Genomic DNA, 15,241 nt, shown 5'->3' on the forward strand with positions numbered 1-15,241 from the left:
GGGGGAACAATATGCAGAGACTCAAAAAAGCGGTGCGCGCCGATCGGAACCTGTACATTCTGCTGAGCGTCACCCTACTGGTCGTGGCCGCGTTCGCATTTTCGCTGGGGCAGGCGATGTTTTCCGGCCGGAACCTGCGCTCCATGTCCTACCAGATTCCCGAGTTCGGCTTCGTGGCACTGGGCATGATGCTGTCGTTCATGATCGGCGGCATCGACCTGTCGATTGTCGCGAACGCCAACACCTCCGGCATCTTCGCCGCGATGATTCTGACCGGGCGCTGGTTCCCGGGCTTGTCCACGCCTGCCGCGATTGCGGCGGCGGTCACTGTGGCGATGCTCAGCTCGGCGCTTTTCGGGTTGTTCAACGGCTTGCTCATCGCGAAGCTATCGGCGACGCCCCTGATTGCGACGCTGGGTACGATGATGCTGTACAGCGGCATCGGCATGGCGATGACCGGTGGCGCGGGCTTGACCGGGCTGCCCGAGGCGTTCGCAAAATTCGGCACGGCGGAGCTCTCCGGCGTTCCGGTGATCTTTGTGATGCTCGTCGCCTGCGCGCTGATCCTGTCGCTGCTGCTCGGCCGCACCGCCTACGGGCGCAAACTCTATCTGTACGGCGGCAACGCGACGGCCGCTCGCTTTTCGGCGATTGACAACGAGCGCATGGCGATCTCGGTATTCCTACTCTCGGGCATCCTCGCGGGCATCGCGGGGCTGATCATCATCAGCCGCGTCAACTCCGCGAAGGTGGGCTACGGCGACACCTATCTGCTGCAGGCGATGCTCGTGTGCGTCATCGGCGGCATCCACCCCGACGGCGGGCGCGGCAAGGTGGCGGGCGTCGTGCTCGCCATCGCGCTGATGCAGCTGCTCTCCAGCGCATTCACGATCTGGCGCTTCTCGCCCTACGCCAAGAAGCTGATCTGGGGGTCGATCCTGATCATCGTCATGGGGCTCAACTACATCTCCGACCGGCAGGCCGCGCGCGTGCGGCTAAAGAAGGCTCCGGCCAAGGCACAACCATAACACGAACGGAGGCACGCCATATGAACATTCAAGAGCGCTATACCGCCCTGTATGAGACCGTTCTTTCCGAGCACCGGTCCGCCTTTGAGCGCCAGGACATCCAAGAACTTTCCCGGTTCATGGACGTCCTCAAGCGTGCGGATCGCATCTTTGTGATGGGCGTTGGGCGCGAGGGCATCGCCGCGCGCGGCTTCGCGATGCGGCTGATGCACCTCGGCAAGCAAGTCCATTGGATTTGGGACGACACCACGCCCGGTATGCACGCGGGCGACCTGTTCATCGCGGTCAACGGCTCCGGCCAGATCGGCCACATCCACTACGTCGTGGAGCAGGCGAAGCGGTCAGGCGCGACCATTGCGGTTATCACCGGTTCCCCCCGCCAGAAGACCCCCGCGCTCGCCGACATCGTGCTCTTCGTACCGGCGGCGGTGTTCAATGGGACCGACGAGCGGTGCGCCCCGTCGATCCAGCCCATGGGGAACCTCTTTGAGCAGCACTGCTTTTTGCTGTACGACATCATCGTGATGCTCCTGGAGGAAGCGCTCAACCTGTCGCACGACGAAATGGAGGGCCGTCACCGCAACGTGGAGTAAACCGCATTGCGACCGGCCCGTTCAGTCCAGTTTCGCGCGTACAACTTAATCATAAGGGATATGGCGCCACAGCCTCTGTCGGCGCCCTATTCTATTCCATCAACGACCGCTGATCCTTGAGCACCACGTCGTGCGCGCCGCCCTCCACAATGCTGACCGAGGAGACCAGCGTCAGGCGCGCCTTTTGCTGGAGTTCCTCAATCGTGAGCGCGCCGCAGTTGCACATCGTGGACTTGACCTTTGCGAGCGTGAGCGCGATGTTGTCGCGCAGGCTGCCGGCGTAGGGCACGTAAGAATCGACGCCCTCCTCGAAGCTCAACTTCTTGTCGCCGCCCAGGTCGTAGCGCTGCCAGTTGCGGGCGCGGGCGCTGCCCTCGCCCCAGTATTCCTTCATGTAGCTGCCGTTGACCAGTACCTTGCTCGACGGGCTCTCGTCGAAGCGCGCAAAGTAGCGCCCGAGCATACAGAAGTCGCAGCCCATCGCCAGAGCCAGCGTCACGTGGTAGTCCTGCACGATGCCGCCGTCGGCGCAGATCGGAACGTAGACGCCGGTTTCTTTGAAGTATTCGTCGCGCGCCTTGGCCACCTCGATCACCGCGGTCGCCTGGCCGCGCCCGATGCCCTTGGTCTCGCGCGTGATGCAGATCGCGCCGCCGCCGATGCCCACCTTGACGAAATCCGCGCCCGCGTCCGCCAGGAAGCGGAAACCGTCCGCGTCCACCACATTGCCCGCTCCGATCTTGACCGCGTCGCCGTAGTTGTCCCGCACGTAGCGCAGCGTGCGCGCCTGCCACTCGCTGAAACCCTCGGAAGAGTCGATGCACAGCACGTCCGCGCCGGCTTCCAGCAGCGCCGGGATTCGCTCGGCGTAGTCGCGCGTGTTGAGGCCCGCGCCCACCACGTAACGCTTGGAGGCGTCGAGCAGTTCGTTGGGGTTCTCCTTATGCTGGTCGTAGTCTTTGCGGAACACGAACGCCACCAGCCGCTGCGCGTCGTCGACGATGGGCAGCGCGTTGATCTTGTGATCCCAGATGATGTCGTTGGCCTCGCTCAGCGTGACGCCCTCGCGCGCGTATACGATCTTGTGAAGCGGGGTCATGAAGGTCTCGACCTTTACATCGCGGGGCATGCGGCTGACGCGGTAGTCGCGGCTGGTCACGATGCCCAGGAAACTGCCCGAGGGCGTGCCGTCGTCGGTGACGGCGACCGTGGAGTGGCCGGTTCGCGCCTTGAGGTCCAGGATGTCCCCGAGCGTCTGATCGGGGCGGACGTTGGAGTCGCTCTTGACGAACCCGGCCTTGTAGGCCTTGGCGCGGCGCACCATCTCGGCCTGGTCGTCGATCGGCTGCGAACAGAAGATGAAGGAAATGCCGCCCTCGCGCGCCAGCGCCACGGCCATTCTGTCGTCGGACACCGACTGCATGATGGCCGATACCAGCGGCGTCTTCATCTCGAGGGGACAGGCTTCGCCGCGCCTGAACTTTACGACCGGAGTCTTGAGCGATACGTTGGCCGGCAGGCACTCGGCCGACGAATAGCCGGGCACCAGCAGGTATTCGCTGAAGGTGTGGGAAGGATGCTCATAGTAGTAAGCCATGGCCCTATCCTCCTAGTGTGCTTGATGTTCCAACCAGTATACCGGAGATCGCGGGGCAAGTCAACGCGCGCGGCGTAACGCGGGAAAATTTCAAAATAAGTATATTGTGTAGCCCCTTCGTGCATACTCTGTACCATCAGCATGCGATCGGGAGGGATTTTGATATGGTTGAAACCATCGCGCAGGCGGGCAGGCGTTCCGGATGGTCGGACCGCGAGTCAAACTTGCTTTGGGAAGCCGCCGACGAGGCGCAGCAGCAGGGTTTGCCGCTGAAGGCGGTGTTTGAGCGCATCGCGAGCGAGACCGGCCGTCGCCCCAACTCCATCCGCAATTACTACTACGCGCAGGTGCAAAAACGCTCCGGCGCGGAGGAACGGCCCGCGCGCTTTGTTCCCTTCACGGAGGAAGAGGTGACCAAATTGATGGATCAGGTGCTGCGCGCGCGCGCCAAGGGACATTCGGTCCGTTCGTGCCTGCAAAAAATGGCCGGGGGCGACCACAGCCTGATGCTGCGCTTTCAAAACAAATACCGTTCGGTAATCAAGGCGCGCCCGGAGCTGGTGAGCGAGACGGTCGAACGGCTGCGCGGCGAGGGGCTGGACGTGTACCCGCCCGAGGTCAACCACCGTCCGCGCATGACGCTCGAAAACGCCTGCCGCGGCCTCGGCGAGGCCGCGCGCCAGAAGGAGGATCCCGAGCTGATCCGCGCGTGTGAGGCGTTGACGAAGCTGATGCTCGCGTCGCGCGAAGCACACGCGCCTGGGCGGTCTAACCTCAACGTGCGCCTTGACCTGTACCGGATGGCGCTCGACGACAAGCAGCACACGATTCGCCAGTTGGGCGGGGCGGCACAGGAACTGATCGACGCGCTCAAGGAGTTCCTCGGCCAGCCGGGTGAGGCGCGCGAGAACCAGGTGTCGGCGTTCTGCGCCTCTATTTCAGAGCGCATCGGCCTGCTCGAGCAGCGGTTGCAGGAGCTGGAAGTATAGGGACGGGACGGGCGGCCACAGGCCGCCCGAACCTGTGACACGTCAAAATGAAATGTTTCTGTAAACTCCTTGATTTTCTCTGCCGGATGATGTACTATATCACTTGCGTGCCGCGCGCTGATGTAGCTCAGTCGGTAGAGCGCGTCCTTGGTAAGGACGAGGTCACCGGTTCGAATCCGGTCATCAGCTCCATGCCATAATCGGGTCAGTGACCCGATTTTTTGTAACGAAATTTGCCCCTGAGGGGCAAGTGAAATGCACTTCGCGTATCAAATGTGCTGGGGCATATGGCACATCGGCACAGCCCATATTTCATTAACCAGCCGAGGGGGGTGGACGGCGTATGCACATCATCGCCCACATCCACACCGATTTCCCGACCAAGTTCGGCGTGCCACGCCAGAGCGGCGTGGTGCCGGGGCTGCAAGGGCGGGTCGTGTTTGAGCCGCCGTACCGCAACCCGGATGCCGTGCGGGGGCTCGAGGGCTTCTCGCACATCTGGCTGATCTGGCAATTCTCCGAGGCGCTTCGCCCGGGTTGGTCGGCCACGGTGCGCCCGCCGCGGCTCGGCGGCAACCGGCGCATGGGCGTGTTCGCCACGCGCTCGCCGTTTCGGCCCAACCCCATCGGGCTGTCGTCGGTGAGGCTCGAGGGCGTCGAGCTCGACCCGACGCTTGGCCCCGTGCTGCATGTGTCGGGCATCGATATGCTCGACGGCACCTCGATCTACGACATCAAGCCCTACCTGCCGTTATCCGACAGCCACCCGGACGCTTGCGCCGGTTTTGCCGAGCAGACGTCGCGCGAGCCGCTCGCGGTCGACTTTCCCGAGCCGCTTTTGTCGCTGATTCCCAAACGGTATCACGCGGCGCTGCTGGCCGCGCTCGCCCAAGACCCGCGTCCATCCTATCAGCAAGATCCGACCCGCCGCTACGGCGTTCCGTTCGCCGGCTACGACATACGCTTCACCGTGGAAGGCGGCACGCTGACCGTACACGAGGTGGTTGTATCTTAACCGGTTTGTGATATAATAACCGCATGTTTTACGAACCGTCGAGGCCGAAAATGAGAAGGCGACGCCCGGGCTGCACAGGCTGTGCGGTTCGGCTGGTCATGCTCCTGGGGGCCGCGTGGCTGCTGCTTACCGTGCTGGGCGGCGGCGTGCTGACCGACATGTGGGATGCCGTGACCGGGCGGTCAAACGGGTTGCCCGGCGGCTGGACGCATGTGCTGCTGCTGGGGGTCGATCTGTCGAGCGGGGGCGTCAGCCGTACCGACAGCATGATGATCGCCTCGGTTTCAAACGGCGGATCGGTCAAGCTGACCTCGATCATGCGCGACACGCTGGTGGACATCGAGGGGCACGGCCTTCATAAGATCAACGCGGCCTACGCGTTCGGCGGGCCGCGGCTTGCGATGGATACGGTCAACCGCGCGCTGGGGCTGAACATCCGACGCTACGCCGCGGTCGATTTTGCCGGGTTTGCCGAATTGATCGACGCCGTGGGCGGGATCGAGGTCAGCGTCACGCGTGAAGAGATGCGGGCGATCAACCGCAAGAAGGGGCATCATCTCGAAGATTACGGCGAGCGCACACGGCTCGACGGCTTGCAGGCGCTGCGTTACAGCCGCATCCGCAAGATCGACTCCGACTATATGCGCGCCGGCCGCCAGCGCAGGATCATCCAGGCGCTGATGGACAAGGCGCGCGCCGTCCGCAATCCGGTCGAGCTCGTTTCGCTCGGCCGCGCCGCGCTGAAGGCGATCGACACGAATATGAACGCGCTGGAGTTGTCGGCCATGGGCGCAAAGGTGATGCTCTCAGGTTCCGGCATCGCCCAATTCCGCGTACCGGCCGAGGGCACCTACGAAAGCGGCGCGCAGGACGGCATCTGGTCGATCCGCGCCGACCTTGAGCGCAACCGCGCGCTGTTCCGGGAATTCGTGTACGGATGAACGTCGATGGCGCCGTCGATCGGCGATTCGCCCGCATCCACATTATCTGCCGGGGCAACGAAAAGGTGTCCGCTGAGGTGGCGCTTTTTGCATAGGCCTTGCCACCGCGTCTAAAGACGCTGCCGGGCGACCGGCGAGCGCCCCCCCCTGCCTTGTGAATGATAAGAGGACAAGGGCGTTTCGCAATCAGGAAACGCCCCTGTCCTTGACGGTGAAATATATGCGGAGGCGCCTTGGCTGTCAGTGGATTCTCCCGCCAATTAAGCCTGCGAGCAGAATGCCCACGGGTAACGGCACATCAGCATCAGAATGGAGGCAGCGTGTCCTTGGGGATGCGGCGGCAAAGCGCATCTTGCCGGGGCTTGTAAACATACGTCCAGGTGCCGCTGCCGCGGGTGAAGGCGGTGCCCCGCACCGGGACGCCGTTCTCGGTGACCGATGTGTTCTCCGCGTAGGGCAGCAGGATCTCGGCTTGGGCGTTAAAGGGCACCTCCACCTCGACGGTGAGCAGGCCGCCCTCGTACCGCCATCCGGAGGACAAAATGCCGTGGGGCGTGCGGATGGACGCCCGGGCGAAGGACAGCTGGTCGTTCGGCAGCGGCGCGATTTTCGCCCGCTTGAACCCCGGCGCGTCCTCCACCGGATTGATGCCCGCCGCGTATCGGTACATCCACTCGGCGATGGCGCCGTAGGCGTAGTGGTTGAACGAGTTCATGCTGACCGGGCCGAAGTCGCCGTTCTCGTCGATGCCATTCCAGCGCTCCCAGATGGTGGTCGCGCCCCGGTCCACGGCGTAGAGCCAGCTGGGCCGACCGGTGGACAAAAGCAGATGGTAGGCGTACTCGTTCAGGCCATTCTCGCTGAGCGCCGGGCACAGGTAGGGCGTACCCACAAAGCCGGTGGTCAATAGGTTTTTGTCCGCGCGGATGCGCTCGGCAAGGTGCCGCGCGATCACAGCCCGCTCGGAATCGTCGCACAGCCCGAAGTACAGCGCAATCGCCTGGGCGGTCTGGGTCTCGGACAGCACGCGCCCGCCGCCGGTCATGTACTCCTTGCGGAAAGCGTTTCGCACGCGCCGGTACAGCGCCTCGTACCGCTCCGCCTCCTCCGCCTTGCCCAGCACGCGGGCGGCCTTGGCCACCAAGCGCGCGGAATGGGCGTAGTAGGCGGTGGCGATCAGGTCGGTCGGCGTCGCGCCGAACAGGCTGAAGGGGTCGGCGGTGTCCTGGGCCAGCCAATCCCCCAGGTGGAAGCCATAGTAGCGGTCGACGCCCAGGGTGTCCTGGGAAGCCATGTAGTCCACCCAGGCCTTCATGCTGTCAAACTGGTTTTCGAGCGTCGCCTTGTCGCCGTAGTACAGATACAAATCCCAGGGGATGATGGTGGCCGCGTCGCCCCAGGCGGCGGTCGGGAAGTCCCAGCGCCCTGAGCCATAGATGAAGAATGGGATCACCACCGGCACGTAACCATGTTTGGACTGCTCCTTCTTGAGGTCATAGAGGTACTTGCGGTAAAAGGCGTCGGCCTCCATGTTCATGCAGGCGGTGGCGCAAAACACCTGTGCGTCGCCGGTCCAGCCCATGCGCTCGTCCCGCTGCGGGCAGTCGGTGGGCACGTCCACGAAGTTGCCCTTCTGCCCCCACAGCGCGTTCAGGAACAGCCGGTTGACCTTTTCATGGGAACACTCGAACCAGCCGGTGCGCTCCATCTGGGAGTGGACGACCTCGGCGGTGAAGTCCCCGGGGGTCACCTCGCCCGCCCAGCCGGTCAGCCGGATGTAGCGAAAGCCCATGAACGACATGTAGGGCGCGTACTCCTCGCCGCCACCCCGGCAAATGTAACGCTGCTCGGCCAGCGCGGTGCGCATGTTGTCGCGGTAGAAGTTGCCGTGCTTGTCCAGATACTCGCCCGCCTGCAGCAGGATCTCGGTGCCCGCGGGCGCGTTTGTCCGAAAGCGCACCCAGCCGGTCATGTTCTGGCCGAAGTCCAGCACCGTCTCGCCCGCGGGCGTCACGATGACCTTTTCGCAAGGACGGGTTTCCATCACCTTCAGCGGCACGCTGCGCCGGGCCTCGAGCGCCCCCTTGGGCGGCTCGATCCGGACGGCGTGCGCCCAGGCGGCGTCGTCGAAGCCGGGCGCGTTCCAGCCCGCTTGGATCCTGCGGGCGTCGAAGTACTCGCCGTCGTAGATCTCGCTGCGCAGAAACGGGCTTTCCGCAACCTTCCAGCGCTCGTCGCTGGCGATGATCTCGCGGGCGCCGTCCTCGTATTCCACCACCACTTCACAGATCAGGCCCAGCCTGTCGCCGTAGAGTTGGGTGCGGATGGGGATGCCCGGCCAGTTGACGCGGCCCTTGTAGTAGCCGTTGCCCAGAAACGCGCCCAGCGCGTTCTCGCCCTTTGCCAGCAGATCGGTGATGTCGTAGGTCTGGTACTGCAGCCACTGATCGTAGGCGTTGATGTGCGGCGCCAGCACGTCCTCGCCCACCCGCCGCCCGTTGAGGAACAGGCAGTACAAGCCGACGCCGCAGGCATAGGCGCGGGCGCGGCGCACGGGTTTATCAAGCCTGAACGCACGGCGCAGTTGCGGGAAGCCGTCCCCCGCCATCCCGATCCACTCGCCCGCCCAGGGCGCGCCGTACCGGGCGGTTTCAAAGAATGCGGGCTCACTCCAGCCGCTTTCGGCATCTTGCTCGTCCCACACCTGCACACGCCAGAAATAGCGCGTATAGGGCGAAAGCGCCGCCTCCAGTCTGAGGCCCACGCTTTGGTCGGATTCCACCTTCCCGCTGTCGAAGAGGGGCGAGGGAAATTCCGGCGACAGGCATACCTGCAGCCGGTAGGCGCTCTGGCGCTTGTCGGTCCCTTCCGCCTTGGTCAGCCAGGAAAGCGAGGGGCGGTCGAAGTCAAAGCCGACCGGGTTCTCCATGTAATCGCAGCGCAGCTTGGAAACGATCATAAATTTACTCCTTTTCGCGTATTCGCAAAGGCTTACGGGGTTTTTTGGCGCCGGGAAGCGGCCTTTCAGGTCATGCCTTGATCGCCCCGGCCACCATGCCGGAGACGATCTTCTTGTTGAAGAAGATGAACAGCATGAGCGGCGGGATGGTTATCAGCATCACGTCCGCGAACAACAGGTTCCAGTCGCTGCCGTACTGGCCGTTGAAGTTGTACAGCGTCTGCTGCACGGTGGCGTTCTTGGTGCCCGGCAGGAAGTACAGCGGGTTCACGAAGTCGTTGAAGATATTGACCGCCGAGAGCACGATCACCGTCGCGGTGACCGGTTGGAGCAGCGGCAGGATCACCTGCCAGAACATCCGAAACGGCCCGCAACCGTCGATGACGGCGGCCTCGTCCAATTCCCTGGGGATCGACGCCATGAAGCCCCGGTACAGGATGCAGGCGAAGGACAGGTTCAGCGCCACCTCGATCAGCACCATGCCCTCGATCGACTTGTAGATGCCGATGGTCTGCATGACCCAGATCGTCGGCACGATCGCCGGCGGGATCATCAGGCCCGTGAGCACGACAAAGTTGGCGAAGACGCCGATTTTATCCCGCTTGCGCTGCAGCACATACCCCGCCATTGAGCAAACGACGACCATCAAAAGGATCGAGAACAGCGTGATCGCGATGGAGTTGCCAAATGCCCGGATCACGATGCCGTTGTTGGTGTCCAGCACCTTTTTGTAGTTCTCGACGGCCGAGAAGGTGCCGGGCCAGCGGACGTTCATCAGCGACGCTTCCTGCCGCGTCTTGAAGGAGTTCAGGATCACGAAGTAGAACGGCACGCAGTAGACAATGGCGGCGAACAGGATGGCCAGCGCGCCCGCCAGCGAGCGCTTCGCGTCGTAGCGCCGCCTGGCCCTGGTCTTGTCGCTCATAAGTCCACCTCCTGCCTTGTGATGAAGTGGTAGAGCGGGAACGCCAGCAGGGAAATCAGGACGAACATCAGCACGTTCCCCAGCGTGGCCAGGCCGTAGTACCCGGCGGAGTACTGCTTGTAGATGATCGACGCCAGCAGGTCCGTGGCGAAGCCCGGGCCGCCCTTCGTGGTCACCCAGATCAGGTCGAACGTGCGCAGACCGCCGATGAACGCCAGGATGATGACCGAGTTCATGGCCGGGCGGCACAGCGGAAGAGTGATGTGCAGGAATTTGTCCCAGGTTGAACCGCCGTCGATGGAGATCGCTTCATAATATTGCTCCGGGATGGACAGGATGCCCGCGATGTAGATCACGGTCGCAATGCCCACCCCCTTCCACACATCAACCAAGATCACCGAGTACAGCGCCAGGTTCACATTACCGAGCCAGTCCGGCCCGCTGACGCCGATGGCGGCCAAGGCGGCGTTGATCAGGCCGCGGGTCGGGTGCATCAGCGAACGGAACGTGATGCCCACCGCCAAAGTTGAGATCAGATTGGGGAAAAACAGGATTGAACGCAGCGCGTTGCGGCTGCGGAGGAAGCTGGAACTTAAAACCGCGCCGAAGATCAGCCCCAAGACCACCTTGAGGCCGCAGGTCAGCGACGCGTAGATCAGGGTGTTTTTGAAGCCGATGCGCAGGGAAATCTCCCTGAAGAACATTTTCAGGTTATCAAACCCGGTGAACGTCCACGCGGACAGCGTCCACGTGGTCATGCTGAAGAAGAAGGACATGATCGTGGGCAGCAGGAACAATACGAAGAATATGATGCCGGCGGGCAATAGAAACCAGCCGGAGTACATGCGCCTGATCGCTTTGGGCAAGGCTTACACCTCCGTAAGAAGCGCGCCGGCCATGCCGGCGCCTGAAAATGCGCCGGGCCGCCGGGAACCTTTCCAGGAATGAACCGGCCTGTGCGCGAATGGGCAGGCCCGATTAGGGATCAGAGAGGGCTTTTGGCCCTCTCTGATCGCCGCTCAAATCCTGCGAATGATCCGTGGAGCGGATTCCTTTTATTCACGATCGCCGATTACCAGCCCGCCAGGCCCAACTGCTTGGCCTGCTTCTCTACGTCCGCGTCGTACTCTGCCGCACATTCTTCGGGGGTGCGCAGGCCGCCCATGCACTCGATGCAGATCTGCGGCGAGTTAGGGCCCTTGACGGAGGTGATGAACTCGAGCGCCGGCGCGGTCTTGCCCGCTTCGAAGTAAGGCATCATGTCCTTGACGCCTTCATAGGCGTTCTCGGGCATATGGACGCCGGACACCACATAGGGGCCTTCCGCCTGGGTCGCGGCGGCGTAGGTGGCCAGGCCCTCGGGCGAAACGAAGAGCTCGATCCACTTGAGCGCGGTTTCGACGTTGGCGCCGTTCTTATACACGTAGATGGAGTTGGGCAGCCAGACGGTCAGGCCGTGGTCGTCCGCATTGTCGCCGGGCTGGCCGAACACGCCGATGTTATCGGCGGCCTCGCGGCCGAAGTTCTTTTCGATGTTGGTGATGGCGTTGGTCAACATCGGGTAGTGCACGCCCGAGCCCTCCACGAGCATCTGCAGCGCGTAATCATAGGTGTTGGTGTTGTAGTCGGCGTTCATGAATCCCTTCTGGTACACTTCCGCCATCTTCTGGAAGGCCTTGAAGGCAGCCGGATCGGCGGCATACTTGGCCTTGTTGTTGTTGAAATCCTGCGCGAAGTTGGGGTTTTGCTTCTGGACGTTGTAGAAATCGGCCAGCAGGATCAACTGGCTGGACCAATCGTCGCCGAAGGAGGCGATGACGGCGGTCTTGTCCGCAGCCTTGATCTTCTCGCAGTTGGCCATCAGGTCCGCCCAGGTATGGGGCACTTCAAGGCCCAATTCCCGATATACGGCTTTGTTGTACAGCCAAGCGCCCACGAACGACGAGCCGGAAGGCACGCCGTAGACCTTGCCGTCCACCGTGACGGTCACCTTATAGGAATCGGAGAAGGTGGACATGAAGGGCATGTCGGTCAGGTCCACAAAGTTCTGGGCCGGGTTGAGCGAGGACAGGAGGGAGCCGGAGTTGAAGTAGCACAGATCGGCCATCTCACCGGCGGCCAGGCGGGTGCGGACGACGTTCTCACCCTCGGCGCCGCCGGGGCGGACTTCGATCTCGAGGTCGATGCCCAGCTTCTCCTTCGCCAGCGCGGCAATCGCTTCGATGCCGACCGTGGGCGAGGTATTGTCGATCAGCAACGTCAGCGTCGTGCCTTCGGCAGATGCAGGAATGCTCGCAGACGCAACAATCAGGATCAGAGTCATCAGCAGAATGTACAGTTTCTTCACTCAATAAGCCACCTTTCCGCATATTATGTAATGCGATGGTAGCACGAAGGGCGACGGCCTGTCAATGGACAATCCAGTCAGGGGTATGGACAAATCAATCGGGCTTGGCGGTTCCTTCCCCCGGCCGACAGGCCTTGGCGAATTCTGTGGGCGTCAAGCCGGTTTCAGCGCGGAACACGCGGCTGAAGTACAATGGGTCGGGAAATCCAGCCTCGCGGGCGATCTCCTTCATGCGGCGGGAGGGTTCCCGCTCGATGAGCGCCTTCGCGCGCTCGACGCGTCGGTCGGTCAGGTATTCCACGAAGGAACAGCGGGCGTAGCTGCGGAACAGGCGGCTAACGGTGGCCTGCGACATGCCCAGGGCGCGGCACACGCCTTTCAGCGTCAGCTTTTCGCCGAGCTTTCGCCCGATGTAGCCGGTCAGCGCCTCAAAATCCGCCCGGGCGTGGTCGCTATGCCCGGCGCGGGCGCGGGCGGCATGCTCCTCGATCAGCCTGTCGAGCCTCTCGCGCAGCTCCGCCGGGCTGAGCGCGTCTCGAACGGCGCACCCTGCCTCGGCGTCGAGCGCCGTCGTCTCATCCCGGGTTGGCGCCGCCGCGCCGAGCGCCGATTGTGCCCTGCGCGAAAACTCCAATCGCAGCGAAAGGCGCGTCAGGCAGTCGCGCAATTCGGCGGGTTTCACCGGCTTCAGGAGGTAATCGGAAACGCCGAAGCGCAGCGCGGTCTTCGCGTACTCGAACCGCTCGTATCCGCTGACGATGACCACCGGGACCAGCGGCCACGCGGCGCGCACCGCCTCGGCCAGTTCAAGGCCGTCCATGACCGGCATCGCGATATCGGTGACGACGATATCCACACGGTCCTTGCGCATCACGGTCAGCGCCTCCTCACCGTTCTCGGCGGTACCGACCAGTTCCACGTCGGGCATCCGCCGGACGACCGAGGTAAGGTAGTCCGCCGATGCCGGTTCGTCCTCCACCAAAAGCACGCGGATCAAGCGCGTCCCTCCTCTCTCGGCGGCACCAGGATCTCCACCCGCGCGCCCGATTCTTCGTTGGATATGGTCATACGGCATGCGCAGCCGAAGTGGTAGTGTAGCCGGGCGTATGTGTTAATCAGGCCCATGCCGCCGATGGACAGCCCTTCCGCGCCGGGGCGGAAGGAACCGGATCGCACCGCGCTCAATTTCCGCTGCAGGTCTTGCATGACTTCTTCCCCGAAGCCCTCTCCGTTGTCCGTCACTTCAACACGCCAGGCTCCACGGTCTGCCCGCGCGCGCACCTCCACGTCCATCCGTCCCCCCTTGCGGGCGAAACCGTGCCGGATGGCGTTCTCGGCCAGCGGTTGCAGCGTCATCTTCGGCAGGCGCAAGGCCAGCATATCCTCCGGAATGTCCACCACGTAATGGAGCCTGTGACGAAACCGCTGTTGCATCAGCGCAAGGTACGCCTCGAGGTGCGCCTTCTCCTCGCCCAGCGTCGCCAGCCGCCGCTCAGTATCGGTAGAGTAGCGCAGCATATGTGCGATGCCCGCGCAGATTGTCAGGATCTCCTCGTCGCCGGTCTGCATTGCCCGGTTCATGATGACATTGAGGGTATTGTACAAGAAATGGGGGTCGATCTGCGCCTGAAGCGCGTCCAGCCGCGCCTCCAACTCCAACCGCTGGGCGCGCATCTTGTCGTCCACCGCGCCGCCCAGCCGCTCGCACAGGCGGTTGTACGCCTCGTTGAGCGACTTGAGCTCGTCCACGCTGTGGGGTGCGGTCCGTCCGTCCAGGTTATCCAGCGCGGTCTGGTCCATCGCCTCCTGCAGCGTGCGCAGCGGGCGCATGAGTCGGCGGGTGGCGAAGTAAATGTAGAAGAAGGAACCCATCAGCGCAACCAGGCAGATCAGCACAATCTGCAGCGCCCCGGGCGCGAGGTCCGCCCGCACCACGGCAGAGTCCAGTGTAAGCCTTGCGTATAGCCCATAGCGGTTCATTTCGCTGGTGACCACGATGGCTCCCACCGGCGCGCCCTGCCGCCCTTGCTCCGGCGTGTAGAAAACGCCGCCGCCGTCCATCAGCTCAACGCCGACCCCTTCGAAGCCGCCCAGCGTCAGCAGTTCGTCCAGCTCCGCCTGCGCGCGCTGCACCTCGATGTAGCAGGTGACGCCCGAAACCGTCCTGAGCGCCCGGGCCGCGCCGTACACCCGCTGCGTCGTCGCGCTCCAGGGATTGCGGTAGGGCGCGACCAGGAACAGCTTCCCTTGGAGCTTCGCCGCGTCACCGATCCAGGAAATGCCCTCGATCACCTCGGCCACGCGTACCGGGCTCGGCGTCGCGGCGCGGAAGTTGCTGGAGAAGTAGTCGCCGACCTCGTCGAAGAGCACGATCTGGTGAAAGTGCTTGTCCACCGCGTAGCTCTTGAACAGACGGTTGATCGCAGAGGCGCTGTCTGCCAGGATCAGCCGGTTGCGCTCGGCGCTCCGACCCGGCATGGTATAGGTGGACAGCGCGGATAGAAAGTCCGGTTCGGACAGTATGAATAAAAGCGCCACGTCGATCTGCTGGATACGGGATTCCACCTGCAGCGACAGCTTTTCCGCCACGGTATACAGCTCGTTGGCGGTCTTTTGCAGCGCGGCGCGCTCGTTGTAGCGATAGAAAATCACACCGGTTAGCGCCACCAGCGCTACGACCAGCGCAAAGCTCAAAATCAGCAGCTTGACATGAATGCGCATCGCAGCAAAAGCCCGCCTGTCGCTCTCCAAAATCTTGGATTCACTCGGCATGCCCGAGGTGACCCTAGAATTTACATTCATTATGCGGCTTCAATGAACCAATGTCAAGCCCACGCAAACATCGGC

General features: G+C 63.1%; 12 protein-coding genes and 1 tRNA gene. 6 read left to right on the forward strand and 7 right to left on the reverse strand.

The features are described from left to right. Positions 1-11 precede the first annotated feature (11 nt). Complete coding sequence (locus tag ACH6CV_RS05070) at positions 12-1,028, forward strand: ABC transporter permease (protein WP_456357086.1); 1,017 nt, start codon at positions 12-14, stop codon at positions 1,026-1,028. 20 nt (positions 1,029-1,048) lie between these two features. Continuing rightward, positions 1,049-1,621: a 6-phospho-3-hexuloisomerase gene (hxlB, locus tag ACH6CV_RS05075; RefSeq protein WP_456357087.1), complete on the forward strand. Its 573-nt coding sequence runs from the start codon at positions 1,049-1,051 to the stop codon at positions 1,619-1,621. Positions 1,622-1,712: 91 nt separating this feature from the next. On the opposite strand, the gene ACH6CV_RS05080 is transcribed toward hxlB, so the two are convergent. Next, on the reverse strand, positions 1,713-3,218 hold the full coding sequence (locus tag ACH6CV_RS05080) for an IMP dehydrogenase (protein WP_456357088.1): 1,506 nt from the start codon (positions 3,216-3,218) through the stop codon (positions 1,713-1,715). Between the two features lie 164 nt (positions 3,219-3,382). On the opposite strand from ACH6CV_RS05080, the gene ACH6CV_RS05085 reads away from it, so the two are divergent. The 4 genes from ACH6CV_RS05085 (at position 3,383) to ACH6CV_RS05100 (ending at position 6,163) form a co-directional block, all read left to right on the forward strand. Further along, positions 3,383-4,207: a hypothetical protein gene (locus ACH6CV_RS05085; RefSeq protein ID WP_456357089.1), complete on the forward strand. Its 825-nt coding sequence runs from the start codon at positions 3,383-3,385 to the stop codon at positions 4,205-4,207. A gap of 116 nt (positions 4,208-4,323) precedes the next feature. Further along, positions 4,324-4,399, forward strand: a tRNA-Thr gene (locus ACH6CV_RS05090). Positions 4,400-4,550: 151 nt separating this feature from the next. Beyond that, positions 4,551-5,222 carry a tRNA (N6-threonylcarbamoyladenosine(37)-N6)-methyltransferase TrmO gene (gene tsaA, locus ACH6CV_RS05095; protein ID WP_456357090.1) on the forward strand — a complete coding sequence of 224 codons (672 nt, stop codon included), beginning with the start codon at positions 4,551-4,553 and terminating at the stop codon, positions 5,220-5,222. Between the two features lie 50 nt (positions 5,223-5,272). After that, complete coding sequence (locus tag ACH6CV_RS05100; protein WP_456357091.1) at positions 5,273-6,163, forward strand: LCP family protein; 891 nt, start codon at positions 5,273-5,275, stop codon at positions 6,161-6,163. A 304-nt stretch (positions 6,164-6,467) separates the two neighbouring features. On the opposite strand, the gene ACH6CV_RS05105 is transcribed toward ACH6CV_RS05100, so the two are convergent. From ACH6CV_RS05105 to ACH6CV_RS05130, 6 genes are all read right to left on the reverse strand, one after another. After that, positions 6,468-9,122: a family 78 glycoside hydrolase catalytic domain gene (locus tag ACH6CV_RS05105; protein ID WP_456357092.1), complete on the reverse strand. Its 2,655-nt coding sequence runs from the start codon at positions 9,120-9,122 to the stop codon at positions 6,468-6,470. A gap of 70 nt (positions 9,123-9,192) precedes the next feature. Continuing rightward, positions 9,193-10,047, reverse strand: a complete 855-nt coding sequence (locus ACH6CV_RS05110; RefSeq protein ID WP_456357093.1) for a carbohydrate ABC transporter permease — start codon at positions 10,045-10,047, stop codon at positions 9,193-9,195. Continuing rightward, positions 10,044-10,913 (reverse strand): carbohydrate ABC transporter permease, encoded by an 870-nt coding sequence (locus tag ACH6CV_RS05115; protein ID WP_456357094.1) that lies wholly within the window; start codon positions 10,911-10,913, stop codon positions 10,044-10,046. The genes ACH6CV_RS05110 and ACH6CV_RS05115 overlap by 4 nt, the downstream gene beginning before the upstream one ends. A gap of 206 nt (positions 10,914-11,119) precedes the next feature. After that, a complete protein-coding gene (locus ACH6CV_RS05120) occupies positions 11,120-12,394 on the reverse strand; it encodes an ABC transporter substrate-binding protein (RefSeq protein WP_456357095.1) in 1,275 nt (424 codons plus the stop codon). Between the two features lie 94 nt (positions 12,395-12,488). Then, entirely contained in the window at positions 12,489-13,382 is an 894-nt protein-coding gene (locus tag ACH6CV_RS05125; protein WP_456357136.1) for a response regulator transcription factor, read from the reverse strand. A 5-nt stretch (positions 13,383-13,387) separates the two neighbouring features. After that, positions 13,388-15,115: a histidine kinase gene (locus tag ACH6CV_RS05130; protein ID WP_456357096.1), complete on the reverse strand. Its 1,728-nt coding sequence runs from the start codon at positions 15,113-15,115 to the stop codon at positions 13,388-13,390. Between the last annotated feature and the right edge of the window lie 126 nt (positions 15,116-15,241).

Source organism: Anaerozeibacter quisquiliarum (genome assembly GCF_051162045.1).
GTDB lineage: Bacteria > Bacillota > Clostridia > Christensenellales > Aristaeellaceae > Anaerozeibacter > Anaerozeibacter quisquiliarum.